General features: G+C 28.3%; 18 protein-coding genes. 17 read left to right on the top strand and 1 reads right to left on the bottom strand.

All coding sequences use genetic code 11. The features are described from left to right. The first annotated feature begins 22 nt into the window (after window positions 1–22). Both HNR33_RS06085 and HNR33_RS06090 read left to right on the top strand, forming a co-directional pair. A complete protein-coding gene (locus HNR33_RS06085) occupies window positions 23–1,492 on the top strand; it encodes a methyl-accepting chemotaxis protein (RefSeq protein ID WP_429081242.1) in 1,470 nt (489 codons plus the stop codon). Between the two features lie 190 nt (window positions 1,493–1,682). Beyond that, the gene (locus HNR33_RS06090; protein WP_488167837.1) at window positions 1,683–2,171 is read left to right on the top strand and encodes an LURP-one-related/scramblase family protein; all 489 of its coding nucleotides are present in this window, start codon (window positions 1,683–1,685) and stop codon (window positions 2,169–2,171) included. A gap of 88 nt (window positions 2,172–2,259) precedes the next feature. On the opposite strand, the gene HNR33_RS06095 is transcribed toward HNR33_RS06090, so the two are convergent. Next, on the bottom strand, window positions 2,260–2,853 hold the full coding sequence (locus HNR33_RS06095; RefSeq protein WP_429081245.1) for an NAD(P)H-dependent oxidoreductase: 594 nt from the start codon (window positions 2,851–2,853) through the stop codon (window positions 2,260–2,262). Window positions 2,854–3,123: 270 nt separating this feature from the next. Between HNR33_RS06095 and HNR33_RS06100 the strand changes: the two genes are divergently transcribed. From HNR33_RS06100 to HNR33_RS06170, 15 genes are all read left to right on the top strand, one after another. Next, a complete protein-coding gene (locus HNR33_RS06100) occupies window positions 3,124–4,374 on the top strand; it encodes a GNAT family N-acetyltransferase (protein ID WP_429081246.1) in 1,251 nt (416 codons plus the stop codon). 261 nt (window positions 4,375–4,635) lie between these two features. Beyond that, window positions 4,636–6,618, top strand: coding sequence for a M28 family metallopeptidase (locus HNR33_RS06105; RefSeq protein ID WP_429081249.1), 1,983 nt, complete (start codon window positions 4,636–4,638; stop codon window positions 6,616–6,618). Window positions 6,619–6,679: 61 nt separating this feature from the next. Continuing rightward, window positions 6,680–7,186 carry a hypothetical protein gene (locus HNR33_RS06110; RefSeq protein ID WP_429081251.1) on the top strand — a complete coding sequence of 169 codons (507 nt, stop codon included), beginning with the start codon at window positions 6,680–6,682 and terminating at the stop codon, window positions 7,184–7,186. 147 nt (window positions 7,187–7,333) lie between these two features. After that, window positions 7,334–8,485: a hypothetical protein gene (locus HNR33_RS06115; RefSeq protein ID WP_429081253.1), complete on the top strand. Its 1,152-nt coding sequence runs from the start codon at window positions 7,334–7,336 to the stop codon at window positions 8,483–8,485. A gap of 116 nt (window positions 8,486–8,601) precedes the next feature. Then, complete coding sequence (locus HNR33_RS06120) at window positions 8,602–9,321, top strand: LytR/AlgR family response regulator transcription factor (protein ID WP_429081255.1); 720 nt, start codon at window positions 8,602–8,604, stop codon at window positions 9,319–9,321. 682 nt (window positions 9,322–10,003) lie between these two features. Next, on the top strand, window positions 10,004–10,663 hold the full coding sequence (locus HNR33_RS06125) for a sensor histidine kinase (RefSeq protein ID WP_429081257.1): 660 nt from the start codon (window positions 10,004–10,006) through the stop codon (window positions 10,661–10,663). Between the two features lie 223 nt (window positions 10,664–10,886). After that, the gene (locus HNR33_RS06130; RefSeq protein WP_429081258.1) at window positions 10,887–11,006 is read left to right on the top strand and encodes a cyclic lactone autoinducer peptide; all 120 of its coding nucleotides are present in this window, start codon (window positions 10,887–10,889) and stop codon (window positions 11,004–11,006) included. 111 nt (window positions 11,007–11,117) lie between these two features. Continuing rightward, complete coding sequence (locus HNR33_RS06135) at window positions 11,118–11,930, top strand: C39 family peptidase (protein WP_429081261.1); 813 nt, start codon at window positions 11,118–11,120, stop codon at window positions 11,928–11,930. Window positions 11,931–12,078: 148 nt separating this feature from the next. Continuing rightward, on the top strand, window positions 12,079–12,963 hold the full coding sequence (locus HNR33_RS06140; protein ID WP_429081262.1) for a hypothetical protein: 885 nt from the start codon (window positions 12,079–12,081) through the stop codon (window positions 12,961–12,963). Window positions 12,964–13,341: 378 nt separating this feature from the next. Then, window positions 13,342–13,929 (top strand): accessory gene regulator ArgB-like protein, encoded by a 588-nt coding sequence (locus HNR33_RS06145; protein ID WP_429081263.1) that lies wholly within the window; start codon window positions 13,342–13,344, stop codon window positions 13,927–13,929. A gap of 13 nt (window positions 13,930–13,942) precedes the next feature. After that, entirely contained in the window at window positions 13,943–14,062 is a 120-nt protein-coding gene (locus HNR33_RS06150; RefSeq protein WP_429081265.1) for a cyclic lactone autoinducer peptide, read from the top strand. Window positions 14,063–14,243: 181 nt separating this feature from the next. Next, the gene (locus HNR33_RS06155) at window positions 14,244–14,411 is read left to right on the top strand and encodes a hypothetical protein (protein ID WP_429081267.1); all 168 of its coding nucleotides are present in this window, start codon (window positions 14,244–14,246) and stop codon (window positions 14,409–14,411) included. A 176-nt stretch (window positions 14,412–14,587) separates the two neighbouring features. Next, window positions 14,588–15,376, top strand: a complete 789-nt coding sequence (locus HNR33_RS06160; protein ID WP_429081270.1) for a C39 family peptidase — start codon at window positions 14,588–14,590, stop codon at window positions 15,374–15,376. Between the two features lie 80 nt (window positions 15,377–15,456). Next, window positions 15,457–16,644, top strand: a complete 1,188-nt coding sequence (locus HNR33_RS06165) for a hypothetical protein (RefSeq protein ID WP_429081272.1) — start codon at window positions 15,457–15,459, stop codon at window positions 16,642–16,644. Between the two features lie 406 nt (window positions 16,645–17,050). Beyond that, window positions 17,051–17,752, top strand: a complete 702-nt coding sequence (locus tag HNR33_RS06170; protein WP_429081274.1) for a hypothetical protein — start codon at window positions 17,051–17,053, stop codon at window positions 17,750–17,752. The last annotated feature ends 358 nt before the right edge of the window (window positions 17,753–18,110 follow it).

Genomic DNA, 18,110 nt, shown 5'->3' on the forward strand with positions numbered 1-18,110 from the left:
TAAATATCTTAGGAGGCATATTATGGATAAAAATCAGTCAGTTCATGAAAGAAATAAACTAGTTGTCAAATTATTATGGTTTTCTTTGGTATTAGCATTGATAACAGACATAGTTAACAAAGTTCCTTTTGCTGCAATAATTGCTTTAGTAATAATAGGATTGACATGTGCAGGATTATCTACAATACTTACATACAAAAGGAAATATGAAACCTATGTTAAATATGCTATATTAGTTGGACTAGCTTTATTAGTATATTTCATCATTACATCAAATCCTCATATGGCAAACTACATACTATTGTATTATTTTTTAGCTATTATTACTTTATATCATGATTTTAAGCTTATTGTTTTGGCAGGAATTATTAATCTATTTTTCACAAATTACTTTTTCTTTGCATATAAAAACACTATGTTTTTAGGTCTTCACAACAATCATTTGGTTACTTTAAATCTTTTCTTAATACTAATTTCTTTTGTATTGGCTTTTCAAAGTAAAATTGGAGCTGATATGAGAAAAAAATTAGAAGAAAACAACGAAAAGTCTAAGGAAAATAACATTCAACTAGAGAAGATGTTTGAGCAAACTAGAAATACTTCAAAAACTTTAAATCAATTTAGTAGTAACCTAATGGACAATGTAAAGGCTATAGGTGAAATATCTAGCGAAATTACTATTGCATTTACAGAAATTGCATCAAGTGTTGAATTGCAGGCACAAAGTGCTAATGATATAAATCAATCAATGGTACAAAGCAATGTTGAAATTCAATTAGTCTCAGAAGCCTCAACAGTAATGAGAGAGTTATCTAATTCTACAGCAGATGTTTCAAGTGATGGAAATAAAGAGATAAATTCACTAAAGGATGAATTTGGTAAGGTAAATATTAATATAGACGATACTGTAACCCTTATGAATGAATTAAATAAACAAGCTAAGCAAATAGGCGTTATTTTAAATACAATTAACGAAATAGCAGAACAAACAAACCTGTTAGCATTAAATGCTGCGATAGAAGCTGCTAGAGCAGGAGAAAATGGAAAGGGATTTGCTGTAGTTGCAGAAGAGATTAGAAAGCTTGCCGAAAATTCAAGACAGTCGACAGAGGAAATAGCTTTTATTTTAAATGAAGTTCAAGAAAAAGCTGAAAATGCAACAGAGAGAGTTTATGCTGTCCACGATTCATTTAAATCAAGTAAGATCGTAACAGAAAATGTGGACAAGGTATTTAGAATGGTAAATGAAAATACGAATAATGTCTTAGCTCAGGCTAAAGATATGGATGAGAAGATAAAAAGTCTGCAAACAAGCTCAAATGCTATTGTTAATGAAGTTGCTTCAATATCAAGTACTACAGAGGAGACATCTGCTTCCGTGGAACAAGTAACAGCAAGTATAACAGATCAAAATAGAAGGATAGATGAAGTTGTTGAGAGCTTTAAGGCATTAGAGAAGTTAAGTCAAGAATTGAATAAGCTTATAAACTAATATATCAAATTAATGAATATAACTAATTTCGTACCAGTAACTTGTGATTTTTGACTTACATTGTTATAATAAGAAAATGAATTTATTTCATTGTTGGCAGTACAAATAATTGTTATACATGCTATTATAATAACCTATAAAGCAATAGTTTTTTAATATATTAGAAATTAATTATATAAAGGGTGAAATTATGAGATATCAAATTCGTCAAAAAATTTTTAGTTTTGGAGATAATTTTACAATTAAAGGTGAAAATGAAGAGCCAAAGTTTATTGTAAGAGGAAAGGTTTTTACTCTTGGAGATAAACTATCTATCGAAGATTTAAATGGAAATAAACTTTTTTATATTGAGCAAAAATTGTTTAAGTTTTTACCAGAGTATAGTATTTTTCAAGATGAAACGCAGGTTGCAAAGGTAAAAAAGGAATTTACATTTTTCAAGCCACGCTTCTATATAGAAAGTAAATTTGGAAGCTTTGATATGGAAGGGGATATTTTTGGATATAATTTTGAAATAATAAAAAACGGCAAATCTGTAGTTACTGTTAACAAAAGATGGTTTGCTTTTTCCGATACATATGGGGTAGAAATTGATGATAGAGAAAACCAGGCATTTTTATTAGCCTTAGTTATTATAATTGATCAAGTTATACACGATAATAAGAATAATAACAAATAGAGGTATGAGATTGAAGCCATCTAAATAAGTTTAGCTTATAGTACTTTTATTCAACAAGAATCAGATAGGTAATAGACCTATCTGATTCTTACTTTCCTTTAGGGAATTCATTATTAATAAAGTTAACTAATTCAGATAACATTTTCTTTCTTTCATCGTTAGAAATAAAAGGAACGGCAAAAAAGAACTTATGAGCTATTGTTTCTATACCAACAAAAGAGAAAATACCATTACCAATAACTTTTTTCATGGATGATAATAGATTGCTAGAATCAAGCACTTCTTCAGGTGAGCCTGTTGTTTGAAGTATTACTGCTTTTTTTCCCTTTAAAAGTCCAATAGGACCTTCGTCAGAGTACTTATAGGCAAAGCCAGTTGAAAAGACTCTATCTATATAACCTCTTAGCATAGCAGGCATGTTTTCCCACCATGTAGGAAAGACAAAAAATAAAGTATCTGCCCACTTGATTTCGTTTTGCTCAGCTTCAATATCTGGTGCAACTTCTCCTTTTTGGAAGTGAACAAAGTCATCTGCAGATAAAATAGAATTAAACCCTAATTCATATAAATCACGAATGCTGACATCGTGCCCATTTTTTTCAAGCTCACTAACAATATGTTCCTTTATAGCAGCATTAAAGCTTTTTGGATTAGGATGTGTGTAAATTACAAGACACTTCACTATAAAACCTCCATTCCTAATTGTAGATTAAATTCTATTATATAATTCCCTTATGTGTATAAGTGTATACAAGTAATATTTCACTTGCCTTGCTTGTTTATTATATGAAAAGAGGGTTTCATAAAAATATATTGAATAGTAAAAATAAGAAATTATAATAATGCGTTAAAAAACAGAATATTTCATAATAAACGTAAGTATTATAGGCAAATGAAAAGTATATTTGAAAAAAGGTAGTATATTTATTTAATTAATAAAGGGGGAAAATTAATGAGATTGGTAAAGAGAATGGAAGAAGTTGATATAATGGAGTTTGTAAATATTTCAGCTAATGCTTATCCTGCGATGAAGATTAATACTCAGGAAGAAAAGGATAGTGCTATCGAGCGATATACTAAAATACATAAAGAGAATCCTATAGCTAAATTGTATGGAATCTATGATGATAAAAAGATCATTGGAGGCATGATACTCTACGATTTCACAATGAAGCTTTTCTCGACTAAAATCCTAGCAGGAGGAGTAGGTTCTGTAGCTATTGACCTTCTCCATAAAAAGGATAAGGCAGCTAAAGAATTAATTACATATTTTATAAATCATTATAGAAAGAAAGAATCACCAATAGTTCTGCTATATCCTTTTAGAACTGACTTTTATAAGAAAATGGGATTTGGCTTTGGTACGAAAAAGAATCAGTATAAGGTCAAATCACAAAGACTTCCCAAGGGTAAGACTAAGACAAAGGTTTCTTATTTAAACATTGAAGATAAAGACCTTCTGAATGACTGCTACAATAGGTTCTTAGATAATACTAATGGAATGATTGAAAAGACAGAAAGAGAGATAGAAGGGATATTTAAAAATCCTTCAAATCGAGTAGTTGGATATAAAAATAATGATAAAATAGAAGGGTATATGACCTTTACCTTTAAGGCAGGAGAGAGCGGGAGCTTTGTTGTAAATGACATTTTCGTAAATGAGTTTATTTATAATACCAGAGAAGCTTTAACTGAACTCATGACATTTTTACACAGTCAAGATGACCAGATAAGATATATAATATTTAACACACAGGACGAATATTTTCATCACTTATTTATGAATCCTAGCAACGACTCTGAGAATATTATTCCTCATGTATATCATGAAAGCAACACACAGGGTGTTGGGCTAATGTATAGAGTTATTAATACTACAAAATTATTTGAAGTTTTATCAGAGCATAACTTTGGAGGACAAAACTGCAAATTAAAAATAACTGCTATAGATAATTTCAGGGAAGAGAATAACAAGAGCATTATAGTTAATTTTATTGAAGGTAAGCCATATATAACTGAAGGAGATTTTGATGCGGAGATAACTTTAGATATATCTGAGTTTTCTTCACTTATAATGGGAGTAGTTAATTTCAAAGCATTATATAGATTAGGTTTAGCAGATATATCAGATACAGCATTTATAGATATTGTTAATAAGATATTCGCAGTAGAAGAAAAGCCAATGTGTACAACAGGATTTTAAAAAAACAAAATTAAGACAAGTGGAGCATATTATATCGCTTCACTTGTCTTTTCTTTTTATAACGAATAGGAAAGTTCTACTTTTTTATTTTTATAATAAGAACTTTCGGTAGATGAGTTTCAAAAAAGGCAACATTATAATGTTTCTTTAGAAGCATTTTTTATATTTAAAGGTTTTTATCAAAATATATAGAATAATATAACAAAGATTTCCAATATTAATTAAAATGCTATAATATTTTACAAACCAGGAGGGTTTTTTATGATTAAAAAACGTATAGGTGCATTAGTCGTCGTTTTAGCTATACTATTAACAGGATGTGCAAAAGAAGCATATATTGAGGATTATACGCTTAATGGTACAGTGAGCACACTTGCTTCAGAAGAATTTAAAGGTAGACTTACAGGAACAGAAGGAAATGATAAAGCATTAGTATACATAGCAAATAGGTTTGAGGAAATTGGGCTTGATATATTTAATGATTCAAGCTATTTTCATGAGTACGTACAGACAACATATGACCCGGAAAAACAACAGCATACATTCAATATAAGCTTTGAAGATGGAAGCAGTAAGGTATGTATATATGGTATAGATTATGTGGACCAACTTCGTGTTAATAATTTTGATATTACATGCCCAATAACTTTTGATTCAACTGATGAAAAATTAAGCGAGAAGATAATAGTTTTAGATGAAAATGATGATATGAAAGATGTTAGGAATATAGCAAAAGGAGTTTTAGTAAAAAGAAACGAGTTTTTCGGAACTACGTCTGTAAGAACTGACACTACTCCTATTATAGGTATCAGTAAAAGTCTGTATGAAGAAATAAAAAATAAAAAGGTTAAGAATATCAATATAAAGTCTAGGTATGAAGCAGAACAAATAACAGCAAAGAATGCAATCGGTAAAATAAAAGGAGTTGATAGTAAAAAGGCATTAGTTTTATCTGCTCACTTTGATCATGTAGGATGGGCTGGCGAAAATATTTTCTACGGTGCGGTAGACAATGCTTCTGGAATCGCTGTTGTGCTAGATGTCGCAGAAAGATTGGTTAACAGTTCGAAGGAAAAGCAGTTTAATATGGACATTTTGATATGTGGATTTAATGGAGAAGAATATGGGCTTAAAGGCAGTGAGGCTTTTGTCAATGCAATAAAAAATCAGTATGATGATATATATAATATCAACATAGATTGTGTAGGAAAGAAGGATGGAGGGAAAATAGCGCTAGATAATACTAGTGGAGTTGATAGTAAACTACTAGATGAGATAAAAAAATCCCTTAATAAATATGAGCTTGAATTTATAGATAAATACTATGGCATGAGTGATCATCAATCTTTTATTAATAACAACTTATGCGGTATAAGTATTGGACAGGAAGAATTGTTTAGTGGTAATAGGATACACTCTGAAAAAGATTCTATAGAAAATATTGACTCTGGTTACCTTAAGAAGGTCAGTGATGCTGTATATGATTTCATTATAAATAATGATGGAAGCACATTTAAGCTTAATGCTGAAAGTCATAGAAATGATGAAGGAGATGATATTAGTGATGAGACTTGGAAAAAAATAGATCAAAGAGCTAAAGAAATTCGTGAAGAAAAAGATCTTAAATACGATGAGATAGTAGCTTTCGAGTTTGATAAATACATATGTCAGATAAGTGGAAATTACGTGTTGAGTGATTATAATGAAATAAAGCAATATTACTCTGATATGATAATACCGAAAAAACTTTTAGAATATGAATTTGAAGGCTTTTACATTAATGACTTAAATACTGGAATGCACGTATATTATGATAAATCTTATTATAAAAAAGAACTAGAAAAGGTATATAAAAGAGAGTTAAAGCCAGAGGAAATTAACACAATTTATATGACTTATAAAAATGAAGATTCAAATCTACAATTATATATTAATATACCATTTAGTAATGATAATGATTCATATTATAGATTCAAGTTTTGTGATGTAGAGGAAGTAGATATAGATAGAAATAAGTATTCTATTCTAAAAACTAAAGGGAAGGATACTGTTGAAGGAATATACAGGGAGTATGCATTTAACAATAAAAAATATCATGTAGAAATTAGAAAATATGATGAAGTAATTGAAAAAGAGAATAATAATGAATTCAGTGCAAGAATATATCAAGATACTAAAGAAGAAATGATAGATGCTGCAAAGCAGATTGATATAGAAAAAATAATTAAGGGGTTGGGGATATAAAAGATAAGAAAACGTCATACTGTGTAAGTTTCAATATTTTCTGAATGAAGGAGAGTTAAATTTGAAGCAAAACTATATGAAGATCTTTTTACTGTTTACAATTCTATCAATTGCTTTATATATTTATTATGCTTATCCTAGAAAAATAAATGAAACATACCATGGCATACAATATAAACTTGGAGATAGCGAACATAAGGAGGATGTTACAATAAAGATTAATGGTTGGATTACAAAAAAACTTATTCTAAAAGATCGTTTTGAAGGAGCTATAGTTATCAATGAAAAGGAAATATCTAAATTAAAATTAGATATTGATAATAGTAGAGAATGGTTGCTAGGCTATAATAAAGAGATATCTGAATTTGAGAGCTTTGGAGCAATATATATAAAAGGAATATTTGAAGAATTTACTATTTGTGTTTTTGAAAAAGGTGAAGAATCTGGATCAAGTGGCTGGAGTAGCAAAGATGGATTTATGATATCAGTTCCAGCAAAAAGTAGAGATGAAGCTTTAGAAATATCACAAAAACTGGTGAAAAATGATTTGATAAAGCCACTACAATAATCCAAATTAAAAAGAACATATTGAGTACATATTATTATCTAAATATATATTATACAAGATATAGACTTAAGTACTAGCTTTATATGTGATATAATACTGATAAAATCTAAGCCTGACCTTTCTATATTCTCTATGAGGTGCTTTTCTATGATAGATATATTAGAAAAATTGAAACACAAGGAAATAATAAATGATAAAAATGTTTTAGAGCTAAGAAATTATATATCTATTAATTATCCTCATATTTCCTCATATGAGGCTTCTTTACTGTTTGCTGATTCAATCCATAAAATCTTAGACGACAATATTGAATGTTTTGATAAAAGTCATCGGGATTATGTAAAGAAAACCTTAATTAGTAATTCAGTTCATAAAAGTTCATTCACAATAAATGCAAATGACATTTTTAATGCTATTATCAGTCTAGATATAGATAGCTATAGCTATCTTGAGGGTTTAACTGACTGGATTAATAAGAATCAAGATATAGAAATCTCAAAAGATCATTTACTAGATTTCATAACCGAAGTAAGGAAATACGATAAAGAATACCTAAATGATTCTATTCACGATATGATTGAAGGAGTAGACTTTAGTCCAGAAGATGATATATCAAAAGATAATAAAGAGGAGGCTCCATATAAAAAGACTGATATTGTAGAAAAGCAACTAGATTCAAAGATTATGACTTCTGATAAGGTACGGAAATCTACTAAAGGTAAGAACTTGGGAATAATTATAGGCATATTCTTAGTAACCTTATTTAGCTTAACAATATATATTAAAATCACTAATGATAAAAATGTTGTATCGGTGAAAGCAGCAGACGATGTAAAAGTACCGGAAACTAGGACTAGCAATGAACTACCTGTAGAATTTAAGTACATAGATATAGATATTGAGAAATTAAGAGTATGGCTAAACAGTAGAGACTCAAAGCTAGCAGATGAACCATATTTGACTACAATAGTAAATACTTCAGAGACATTTGATATAAACCCACTTCTTTTAATTGCCATTACGGGACAGGAGCAGGGATTTGTTCCAAGGTCAAATGAGTATGCAGAAAAAATTGCAAATAATCCTTTTAATGTTTATGGGAGCTGGAAGAAACACAATAAAGACATAAACGATTCTACAAAGATAGCAGCCATAACTATAGTTAACTTAAGCAAAAACAGGCCAAGCCACATAGACCCAGTTAAATGGATTAATAGAAAGTATGCTGAAGATGAGAATTGGCATAAGGGCGTTTCAAAGATTTTTTATATGCTATGCAAAGAACTAGAGGTAAATTAGAAGTTATTAAAAATAGTTAAAATATAATTATTTAATTTAAAGATATTTTTAAAGGAAATTATTTTTGTTTGTAGAATACTAGTTAGTAAACAATCATTTATATGGGGGAATGACTTATGAAGATAACTATTGTCATATGTGACGACGATAAAACCCATGTAGATATTATAAAAGAGTATATACATCGAATTGACTTAAATTGCGACATTAGAATTATAGAGACTTATAGCGGAGAAGAGGTACAAGAATTATTAAATGAAAATAACATTGATATAGCCTTTTTAGATATTGAAATGAGAGGGTTAAATGGTATCGAAGTAGGCAAGAAAATCAGGTATACATATGAAAAAGCAATAATAGTTTTTCTTACAGGATATAAACACTATGCTCTAGATGCTTTTCAGATTGATAGTTTTCAATACATTATTAAACCTATTACGTTTGAAAAATTTCATATTTTAATGGAAAAAATACTTGTGCGATGGAATGAAATAAAAGCATATGAAAATAAAGATAAAGTTTTTTCTATTAAGACAAAACAAGGAATAATATATCTAAAATATCAAGATATTTATTTTTTTGAGCGTAAAGGTAAAAAAATTTACGTTTATTCAAAATCTGGTACTTATGAATTCGTTGATTCTTTAAAATCAATAATGAGCCGTTTAGAAACTAGTACATTTCTTCGATGTCATAATGGCTTTATTGTAAATAGTGATAAAATCTTAAATATTGACAAAAATGAAATAATATTTAATAATATAAAACAATCTATACCTATTAGTAGAAAATGTAAAAAAGATGTATTAGATGCATTGGCAAAAAATATATTTTAAAGATAATAAGGTGATTTAATTGGCGATTATATCTAATTTTTTTACAAACGTAATAGATATATACATGCTATATTTTTACCTAAAAACTTTCTTTACAGAAAGAAAACTTAGCAAAAAGTATGTATTATTCAGATTATTGATACTTGTTGTATTCAATACTTTTATTAATGCTGTTTTGGGACTAGCTAGTTTTGTGGGCTTTATCTTAATCATATTTCTAATGAGCTATATTTTTTCATTATTATTTAATAAAGAGTTTTTATATATTTTTATTATGCTTATTATTGGAATTGTCATCATGTTTATATTAGAATTAATATCAGTAAATTTGGTTGTATTTCTCTTTGAATTACCTCCATCACTTATTTTAGAATTGAATGTCTATAGGTTTCTAGCAATTGTAATAGGGAAGGTTGGCTTTTTTATTATAATAAGATATTGGGGCTGTAAAATCCATTTAATATCATGGTTCCAAGACAGAAGGGGTGTGCCAATAGCTTTCATTTTTTTATTTAACTCTATCATTATCTATATGGCATTTACCCTTTATAGATATGTAAAAATTAGAACTTATACGGACTATATCATTTTATTTATGCTTACATTATGTTCTATCATATTCAGTTGGTTAATTTATGTTTTTACGAAGAAAATGTTTAGGCAAGAACAGCAGGAAGAACTTATGAAACTAAAAATTAAAGAATATGAGAATCAGAGTTTTTATAGTGAAAATATGGAGTCAGTTATGATGAATATTCGGGCTCAACGGCATGATTTTAACAATTATATCAGTACATTGTACGGCTTGATTTATTTAAATAAAACTGAAGAAGCAAAAAAATATATTTTAGACTTAGCACAAAGCATTTCTTTTATTAATGAAATTATTGATGTTGGGCATCCTGTCATTACGGCGCTAATAAATGTTAAAAGGGATAAAATATTAAGAGAAAAAATTAAAATGAATTTGGATATTAAACTTCCTAAAAACCTATCTTATGATTATATTGACTTGTCTGTTATCATAGGGAACCTTTTAGACAATGCAATTGAAGCGTGCCTAAAACCTGATATAGAACATCCATTTATTGATTTTAAAATGAAAATAAAAGGGAATTATTTAGTTATTGAAGTTTCTAATACAAAATCTAGTGTAGTAAGCATTAAGTCGAACTCTATAGGGAGCAGATTTACTACAAAGGAAGACAAGGAGAACCATGGATTTGGTCTAAATAATATACAAAGAATAGTAACGCGTTATGAAGGACTCCTTAAGATTGAAGATAAAGAGAGTACTTTTAATGTGCACATAGCATTACCTTTTAAAAAAGATATAGCCTAATATATCTTTTTCTATGCAAGTTATGCTTATTATTGAACCACTTATGCCTAATAGCTTGTCCTTAAAGTAAAATTGTGGTATTTTTGATTTAAACAAGCATTAACTTAATATTATAACTTTATTTACTATATTGCTTGTTAGTTCTGTATTAATGGTTTTATACCAAGACATAACTTTATTACCTTTGGTGATAAAGAAAAAAATGATTAAGGGGGTGACCTAAATGAAAGGAAAAGCTAAAATATTGAATAGTGTTGCAACAACAGCTATGGTTTTTGCTAATTTAGGAATGAATGTAAACTGCATTGGTATATTGTATCAACCAAAATGCCCTAAGAAATAATCTAGGTATGTTCTAGCATTAGGATATCTCAATTTACAATTGGAAATGAAAAGAATAAAAAAATTTAGAACACTTAAAATGCTGTTCTAAACATATTATAGGAGGAGTATCATGATAAAATTAGTAAATAAAAAAATTTTTAGTTTGCTTTTAATTGCTGTGCTATTGATATCTTTTAGTACAAGTGCATTGGCTTCTGAAGTAGGCAGTTTAGATAAGGTGAAAAATTACAATATTGATGAAATTCAGTCAGATGATTCTATAATAGTAGAAGATAGTTATGGTGATTTCATTGGTAATATGTCTTATTCAGAATATAGAACATATCTATATGGTCCCAATGTAATAGTACCTTATAGTGTTCCAGGAGTAGTAGAAAAAGAGCTGTTGAGTTTTTCAAGGTATCAGCAAAGTGGACGTAGTTGGTCATCACATCAATTGTTAAATGGAACAAATACTATCGGTACCCATGGGTGTGCACTAACTAGTACTACTATGGTCCTAGATTATTTTGAATATAACGATAATCCAAAGCAAGTTAACAATAAACTTCTCCCTTATCAACCTGATAATGATGGAAATATGTACTGGGGAAATGTACCTTTAGCTTATAATGTTAGCTTAGTTAAGTCTAGCAGTGTTTCTTATTCAACTGTGGACGACGCATATGATGATGTAAGGGGGCAAATAAGGCTCAATAGACCGGTTATTATTGGAGTAAAAAAGGGCAATCGCACTCATTTTGTAGCAGCTAGGGGAATACTTGAAACAAAGGACGACTCTGAAATAGGCTCCGTTGCTAAAAAGTATATTTATATTCATGACCCAGCTAGTAGAAACTATACTCAATTAGAAGATTACATAAATGATGGATATTATGTTTATAGAATAATTTCCTATAAAACTTTAAATGAGCAAATGTAACTGGTAAAATAAAAGGAAGAGATTTTGGCAAACAAAAACGGAGAAAATTTTCCAGTTTCTAAAGAAGTTTTCCCAGGATGGCTGAAAAGCCATCCTGAAGCAATTATAATAATATTTATAATTTCATTATAAACGCTTGGAGGGTATTATGAGGAAATATGTTTTTATCATGCTTATTATTGTAGCAATAGCTACTATTTGGCTTGTACAAACTCAGTCACGTTCAAGTTTAGATGCAACATCTAAATATAGTAATGGGCAGATTATAACTAATGTGAAGGTAAAAAACATCCAAAATATCGTGTCTACAGAGTATAGTTATACAACATACTTTTTAGAACAATATGTTAACGTTCTACCAGCTATAAAAACATTTTCATTTCCAAACTATAAAAGTTCACATGTTTTTGAAATTCAAGAAAGGCTACTAGAAGGAAAAAAAGATAATATTAAAGTACAAATTATTATTAAATATAATGACGGTGAAGAAGAGATAATGAAAAATGTTGATATTAATGATATTAAGAAGAAATTATATGATGATTTAATCATACAGTCTGAAATAAAAGACGATAAAATATATTACAGCACCAATGGTCTTACAGCAATAGTTGATAAAGATAAGTATGATAAAGATATTGTTTTTTATTCTAATCCTAATAACGAGTATCCTAATATTTCAGTAGGTTTCCAAAAAGATTTTACTTTGTATCCTCTAAAGCAATATGGAGCTATACCAAAATCAGTAGCAGTTAAAAATAATTATGAAGGAATGGCACCAGTGGAATTTATTAAAAAGTCTACCTTAGAGGAAGATTATCTTGTGGTCGAGTATGGCATGATTGAACTGCCTTGGGATGGCCTTTACCCTTACGATCTTAGTGGTAATAGTGTTTATTACGAAGGGGAGAAAAGTGAGTTAGGTATAAATCTTTTTAAAGATAACCAAATAGTTGAAGTTTCGAAAGTAAGTCATGAAAAGTATGACCAGATGTTAAATAAGATTCCATATATAACATTTGTAATCCCCTAAGGAAGTACTCAATAGTAGTATTAACTGTACTTTTTAACAACCGAACTTACCGTAAATAGAAAATAGCCCCTTATGATTTTTATCTAAACTCATAAGAGGTTATTTTTTATAATAGCTTGAAAAATAAAATTTAGGAAAACAATATAGATAGCATCCTACATTATAAAATAGTTAATTATAAATTTAAAACTAAAAAATAAGAATAATTGGTTAAAGACAGCCTGAAATGAATTAATTTATTTATACCAATGACAATAGTATATCTTTCTTTTTATGCAAGTTATGCCTATTATTGAACCACTTATGCCTAATAGCTTGTCCTTAAAGTAAAATTGTGGTATTTTTAACTTAGAGTAAATATTAAAAGGAAGATGAAAAATGATTAATCAAATGGCATCTTATGTGGTTAATATTATGAAGCGCAATAATACTATTGATGAAAAAGAAACAGATTTATATGTTTTTGGAATGGAAGTATTGTTTATTACTTTAATCAAGGGAATAGGTCTATTTATTATAGCGTTTGCACTGGGACTTTTGAAAGAAGCTATTGCTTTTATTCTAGCCTTTAGTATGTTGAGAATGCAAGCAGGAGGAGTGCATCTAGAATCCTTTTGGAAATGTTTTATTGTTACCAACATTATAACTTTCTTTTCTATATATCTTGTCATATTTTCACCTATCAATCACACTATTTTTTATCAGATTATTATATTAGCTGCATCCATTATTTTAACAATATTATATGCTCCTGTTGATACTCCAAATAAACCTTTAAATCAGGATGAAACAAAGCTATATAAAAAAAGGAGCTTGTTTGTAATACTTATAGGAAGCATAATCATTGTCATCCTAAGCCTATTTAGTACATCATTTATTGTTTATGGTAATATCGCATCGTTTGGTTTTTTATGTGAGGGAATTACTTTGACACCTTTGGTGGCAAAGAAAAAAATAAATGATTAAGGGGGTGACCTAAATGAAAGGAAAAGCTAAAATATTGAATAGTGTTGCAGCAACAGCTATGGTTTTTGCTAATTTAGGAATGAATGTAAACTGTATCGGTATTTTGTATCAGCCTAAATGCCCTAGAAAATAATCAAATAGAATGAAAGAAGATTATAATAGTAACACCCTTTATATTGCATATTTAGCTTATATTAAGAGAAAAGGACATTTTGATTAATTAAGAATACTATAAACAAACTTTTATATACTATAATCAGTGCTAAAGTACTAAAAATACATATATATATAGAAAATGCATAATTATTGAAGAAATGAAAATAATATCTAATTATAGAAAAAAATATTATTTAAAACAATACTTTACATCAAAAGATAAAGATGCTAGCATAGATGTAATTTTATCATATAAATATTCACATATATTTCAAAACAATATTCCTAGAGAAAGAATAATTGAAAGGGAGATAATATCATATTGAATATAAGAGCATCAAAAAATAGTCTGCTAACTCAAATTAATACCGGAAGGTATGTTTCATAGAGTTAATAGACCAAGAACTAAGTACAGTTATACGGTAAATGTATGCAAATATCAATAAAGAAATATTAAAACTACATATAGTCTTTAATAAGATAATTTAAAAGGAGGATTTTTATGAAAAAATTAAGAACAATTTTTATTATCATATTAGCTATAGGTTTATTAGTACCTTGTATGGCATTTGCAAGAGCTAAGCATGATCCTATTATGGAACAAATAGAACAGAAGATTCGCTCTGAGTATGTAAACGATCCAATGTTTCAAGAAGAAATGGAACAATACGGTGTAGAGCATGCAGAAGAATACATACAGCGAATGATAGATAGAGAATATTTAAAAACAACTCAAATATCGCCAATGTCTATACCAAATGCTAGGATAGTTTTATCTATGGATGTCATTAACCAAGTAAATAATACTTATTGTGGTCCAGCATCAACATTACAGACTTTTACTTCAATAGATAATTTGTACGACGAAGTAGCTGGTGATACAGATTGGGATAAGCTAGAAACATTAGCAGGAGAGATGGGTACAAATTCAGATGGAACAATAGTATATAGGGTGAAAAATGTTTTGAACGATTATGTACCGAGATCAAACTATGCTTATGATGAATATAGTGAAGAAAAGGAAGAAGACTTCTGTGAGGAGGTATATAATAGCCTAGATGCTGGATATCCAGCTATCATACACGCAAAGACTGAATACTTAAACTATTATAACGGACATGTAGCTGGTCATTATATAAGCGTTTATGGTATTGACTTAGAGCGTGGTAAGGTATACTTAGCAGATTCTCATCCTAAATCAACATATCGTGGAAAACATGTCGTCACAATACGTGAAGCATACAATTCTATAAGTGCTAAATCAGGTAGATATTTAATAGTCTGGAGATAGTATATTCTATCTATAGTAAGTAAGTTATTGTTTTTCATAGTTTACTTACTATAGATATTTTTATTAAAGAGGTGGTTTAAATGAGAAATAATAAATATGTTTACTTATTTTGCTCAATATTACTACTATTAGTTATATGTTTAGCAATTAGACATTTCTTAATCATTCAATCCCCAACTATTAATAACCATGCTTTTAAAAATGAAATAAAACGAGGCAACTTTACCTCAAAAAAATATATTACTATTAAGAACACTGACAAACATTACTATGATAATTTAAGAAAACTTAATATTGATACTGACATAATTGAAATTCCTATGGTCGATAACATGATTATAGCTGATCATACGATCTGTAATAATACAGTTTACTATGTAGTTACAGATAATGTAAAATCAGATTTTCATACCAAGTTTAAAATTTATAAATTTGATATCAAAACAGCTGAATCTTATGATATTTTTCAAATGAATGATATAAAAAAGCCATCATATATAAGTGAAATACATGCAAATGCTAATTTTCTCTTTTGGGAAGTAGTAGACTCAAATTATAACTGGAAAATCTACAAACTTGACCTTAATGACCTTTCAGCAGATATAATTCGTTGCTCAGATGACTTAAATAATTCGCTTATTGAACCTATAATGACTATATCTGATAATTATTTAGCGTGGTATGAATCTATAGGTACAAGTGGTGACAACTATGAGGAAAGAATTGTATTATATGATATAAATAAAAATATATTAGAAATCTTAGATAATGAGGTAGATCTTGATGGGAATCCATATAAAAGGCCATATCTAATGAATAACAAATTAACTTACATAGATAGAGATGAAGATGAATACATTATAAAAATATATGATTTAAATTCACAAGAGACAGATATTTTACTTCCTGGTACTAAATTAGCTTGTGTTCTTTCAAATGGTAATATAACGGTATGGATGGATGACTATTACAATAGTAATGTATATGTTTACGATCACACCCTAAAAAAACTTAACCTCATTGAAAAAGAACAAAGTATTTTATCAGTTGATATAATAAATAATGATTTACTAATAACTTATATCAAGGATAATAGTTATTCAAATATATATTATCTTGATTTGAGTAGCAATATAAAAATTAACTTGACTAATAGTAAAACAAATGTTGTTTATTGCTTGCCAAGGCATGATGTAAATTATAACTCTATTTATAAAATTTCAAAAGTTGATAAACATAGGTATTTTGTTGTGACTAATGGTAGTTAAAGTAACCTGTTGTGCATAAAGCTCTAGTATAAATTAAAATGAGCTTGACAATAACTAGAATGTAATCATATGCTAGAGTCAAATAAACATTTTATTTAAATAGATAGAATATTTGCTAGTTTTTTTACGAATCTTTATAATTGAAATTATTCTAACAAAATTGTTGCCATAGTAAATATATAAAACCGTAAAAACTTAAGCCATGTAATTTTCATCTAATTATGAAATAGTCATATTAACACTTTTTAAATTAGCATTTGAAAACTCAGATTAGCCTGGTATAAAGAATTTATTTGACCTGTTCTCTAATTAGATTAAAAACAAACTATTTTATCAATAATTAATATCTAGGAAAGTTTGTAAACTAAGGTAATAGAATTAAATTAACTAAATTATGGAGGAAAGCATGAAAAAATGGATATTATTTTTATCTATATTATTAATAGTCATTATTTTAACTAATTGTAATATTATGGATAAAAAAACGGATAAAGAAAATCAGAATTTTTCATACAATTATACTGAAGATGAAAATGATAAAACATATAAGGATTTAATAAATGAACTAAATATGAAGATAGCAAAGCTTGAAGAAGATATAACAAAAAAAGAAAATGATATAAAGTTATTAGAAGAGGAGCGAGACTACTACCGTGAATTTATTGACTCTCAGTTAGAAACCATGAATAAAGAAAGATTAATTAACATAGCCAAGCAAGAAGTAGTTTATTCTGCTTATGTCAAATGGAGTAATAGTGAAGGTATCGAAAAAAGAATAGAAATATCTGATTCTAATAAATTAGTTATAGAAAACAATACTTTTGACTTAATATTTGTAAAAAAAATTAAGCTTTTTCCTATAATACAAAGTACTATTAAGTATAAAGAAGTTTTTGATAAAATCGATATACCGAACCTAAAACAACACATAACAATATCAAATTATTCTGATTATATTTCATCACCAACAACTGCTTTAACAGCAGATGGTATTGTATACCATTTTGAGACAGTACCGAATTCTACCGAGATAACTGTTCAGATTTCTAGCGAGTTACAAGAAAAGCTTAATATGGATTTTAGTAAGATAGAATTTAGTATTGAATAGATCGGAAGAATTAACATAAATGATAAGGATAGATTGTATAGAAGGCTTGGAAAGTTTACTAACATGTATTTTAAGAGTGTAGCGAATGCTATGCTCTTTTTTAGAATAGCATACCAGGGGAACGTGTTGTTTGTCCTGTTATAGCCATGCTTAAGCGCAAAGTCCATAATTAGATAAAGAAAATTCTTCGCATTTTTACATTTATTTCAGTAATTGTTTTTCATATTAAAACGGAAATAGTGATAGACATAACATCTACAAAAATCGTAGTGTTATGTCTATTATTGAAAAGAGGATATTTTTCAGTACTCTCGATTAATATATCTTTTTTTATGCAAGTTATGCCTATTATTCGACC

It is taken from the genome of Brassicibacter mesophilus, from assembly GCF_050433385.1.
Lineage (GTDB): Bacteria > Bacillota > Clostridia > Tissierellales > Proteiniboraceae > Brassicibacter > Brassicibacter mesophilus.

Bases quoted from the DNA above. Each gene is read 5' to 3' on its own strand.
- HNR33_RS06100 (WP_429081246.1), top strand. From the start codon at position 3,124: ATGAGATTGGTAAAGAGAATGGAAGAAGTTGATATAATGGAGTTTGTA.
- HNR33_RS06085 (WP_429081242.1), top strand. From the start codon at position 23: ATGGATAAAAATCAGTCAGTTCATGAAAGAAATAAACTAGTTGTCAAA.
- HNR33_RS06160 (WP_429081270.1), top strand. From the start codon at position 14,588: ATGAAAAAATTAAGAACAATTTTTATTATCATATTAGCTATAGGTTTA.
- HNR33_RS06120 (WP_429081255.1), top strand. From the start codon at position 8,602: ATGAAGATAACTATTGTCATATGTGACGACGATAAAACCCATGTAGAT.
- HNR33_RS06135 (WP_429081261.1), top strand. From the start codon at position 11,118: ATGATAAAATTAGTAAATAAAAAAATTTTTAGTTTGCTTTTAATTGCT.
- HNR33_RS06145 (WP_429081263.1), top strand. From the start codon at position 13,342: ATGATTAATCAAATGGCATCTTATGTGGTTAATATTATGAAGCGCAAT.
- HNR33_RS06150 (WP_429081265.1), top strand. From the start codon at position 13,943: ATGAAAGGAAAAGCTAAAATATTGAATAGTGTTGCAGCAACAGCTATG.
- HNR33_RS06090 (WP_488167837.1), top strand. From the start codon at position 1,683: ATGAGATATCAAATTCGTCAAAAAATTTTTAGTTTTGGAGATAATTTT.
- HNR33_RS06170 (WP_429081274.1), top strand. From the start codon at position 17,051: ATGAAAAAATGGATATTATTTTTATCTATATTATTAATAGTCATTATT.
- HNR33_RS06155 (WP_429081267.1), top strand. From the start codon at position 14,244: ATGAAAATAATATCTAATTATAGAAAAAAATATTATTTAAAACAATAC.
- HNR33_RS06130 (WP_429081258.1), top strand. From the start codon at position 10,887: ATGAAAGGAAAAGCTAAAATATTGAATAGTGTTGCAACAACAGCTATG.
- HNR33_RS06115 (WP_429081253.1), top strand. From the start codon at position 7,334: ATGATAGATATATTAGAAAAATTGAAACACAAGGAAATAATAAATGAT.
- HNR33_RS06105 (WP_429081249.1), top strand. From the start codon at position 4,636: ATGATTAAAAAACGTATAGGTGCATTAGTCGTCGTTTTAGCTATACTA.
- HNR33_RS06125 (WP_429081257.1), top strand. From the start codon at position 10,004: ATGAAACTAAAAATTAAAGAATATGAGAATCAGAGTTTTTATAGTGAA.
- HNR33_RS06165 (WP_429081272.1), top strand. From the start codon at position 15,457: ATGAGAAATAATAAATATGTTTACTTATTTTGCTCAATATTACTACTA.
- HNR33_RS06140 (WP_429081262.1), top strand. From the start codon at position 12,079: ATGAGGAAATATGTTTTTATCATGCTTATTATTGTAGCAATAGCTACT.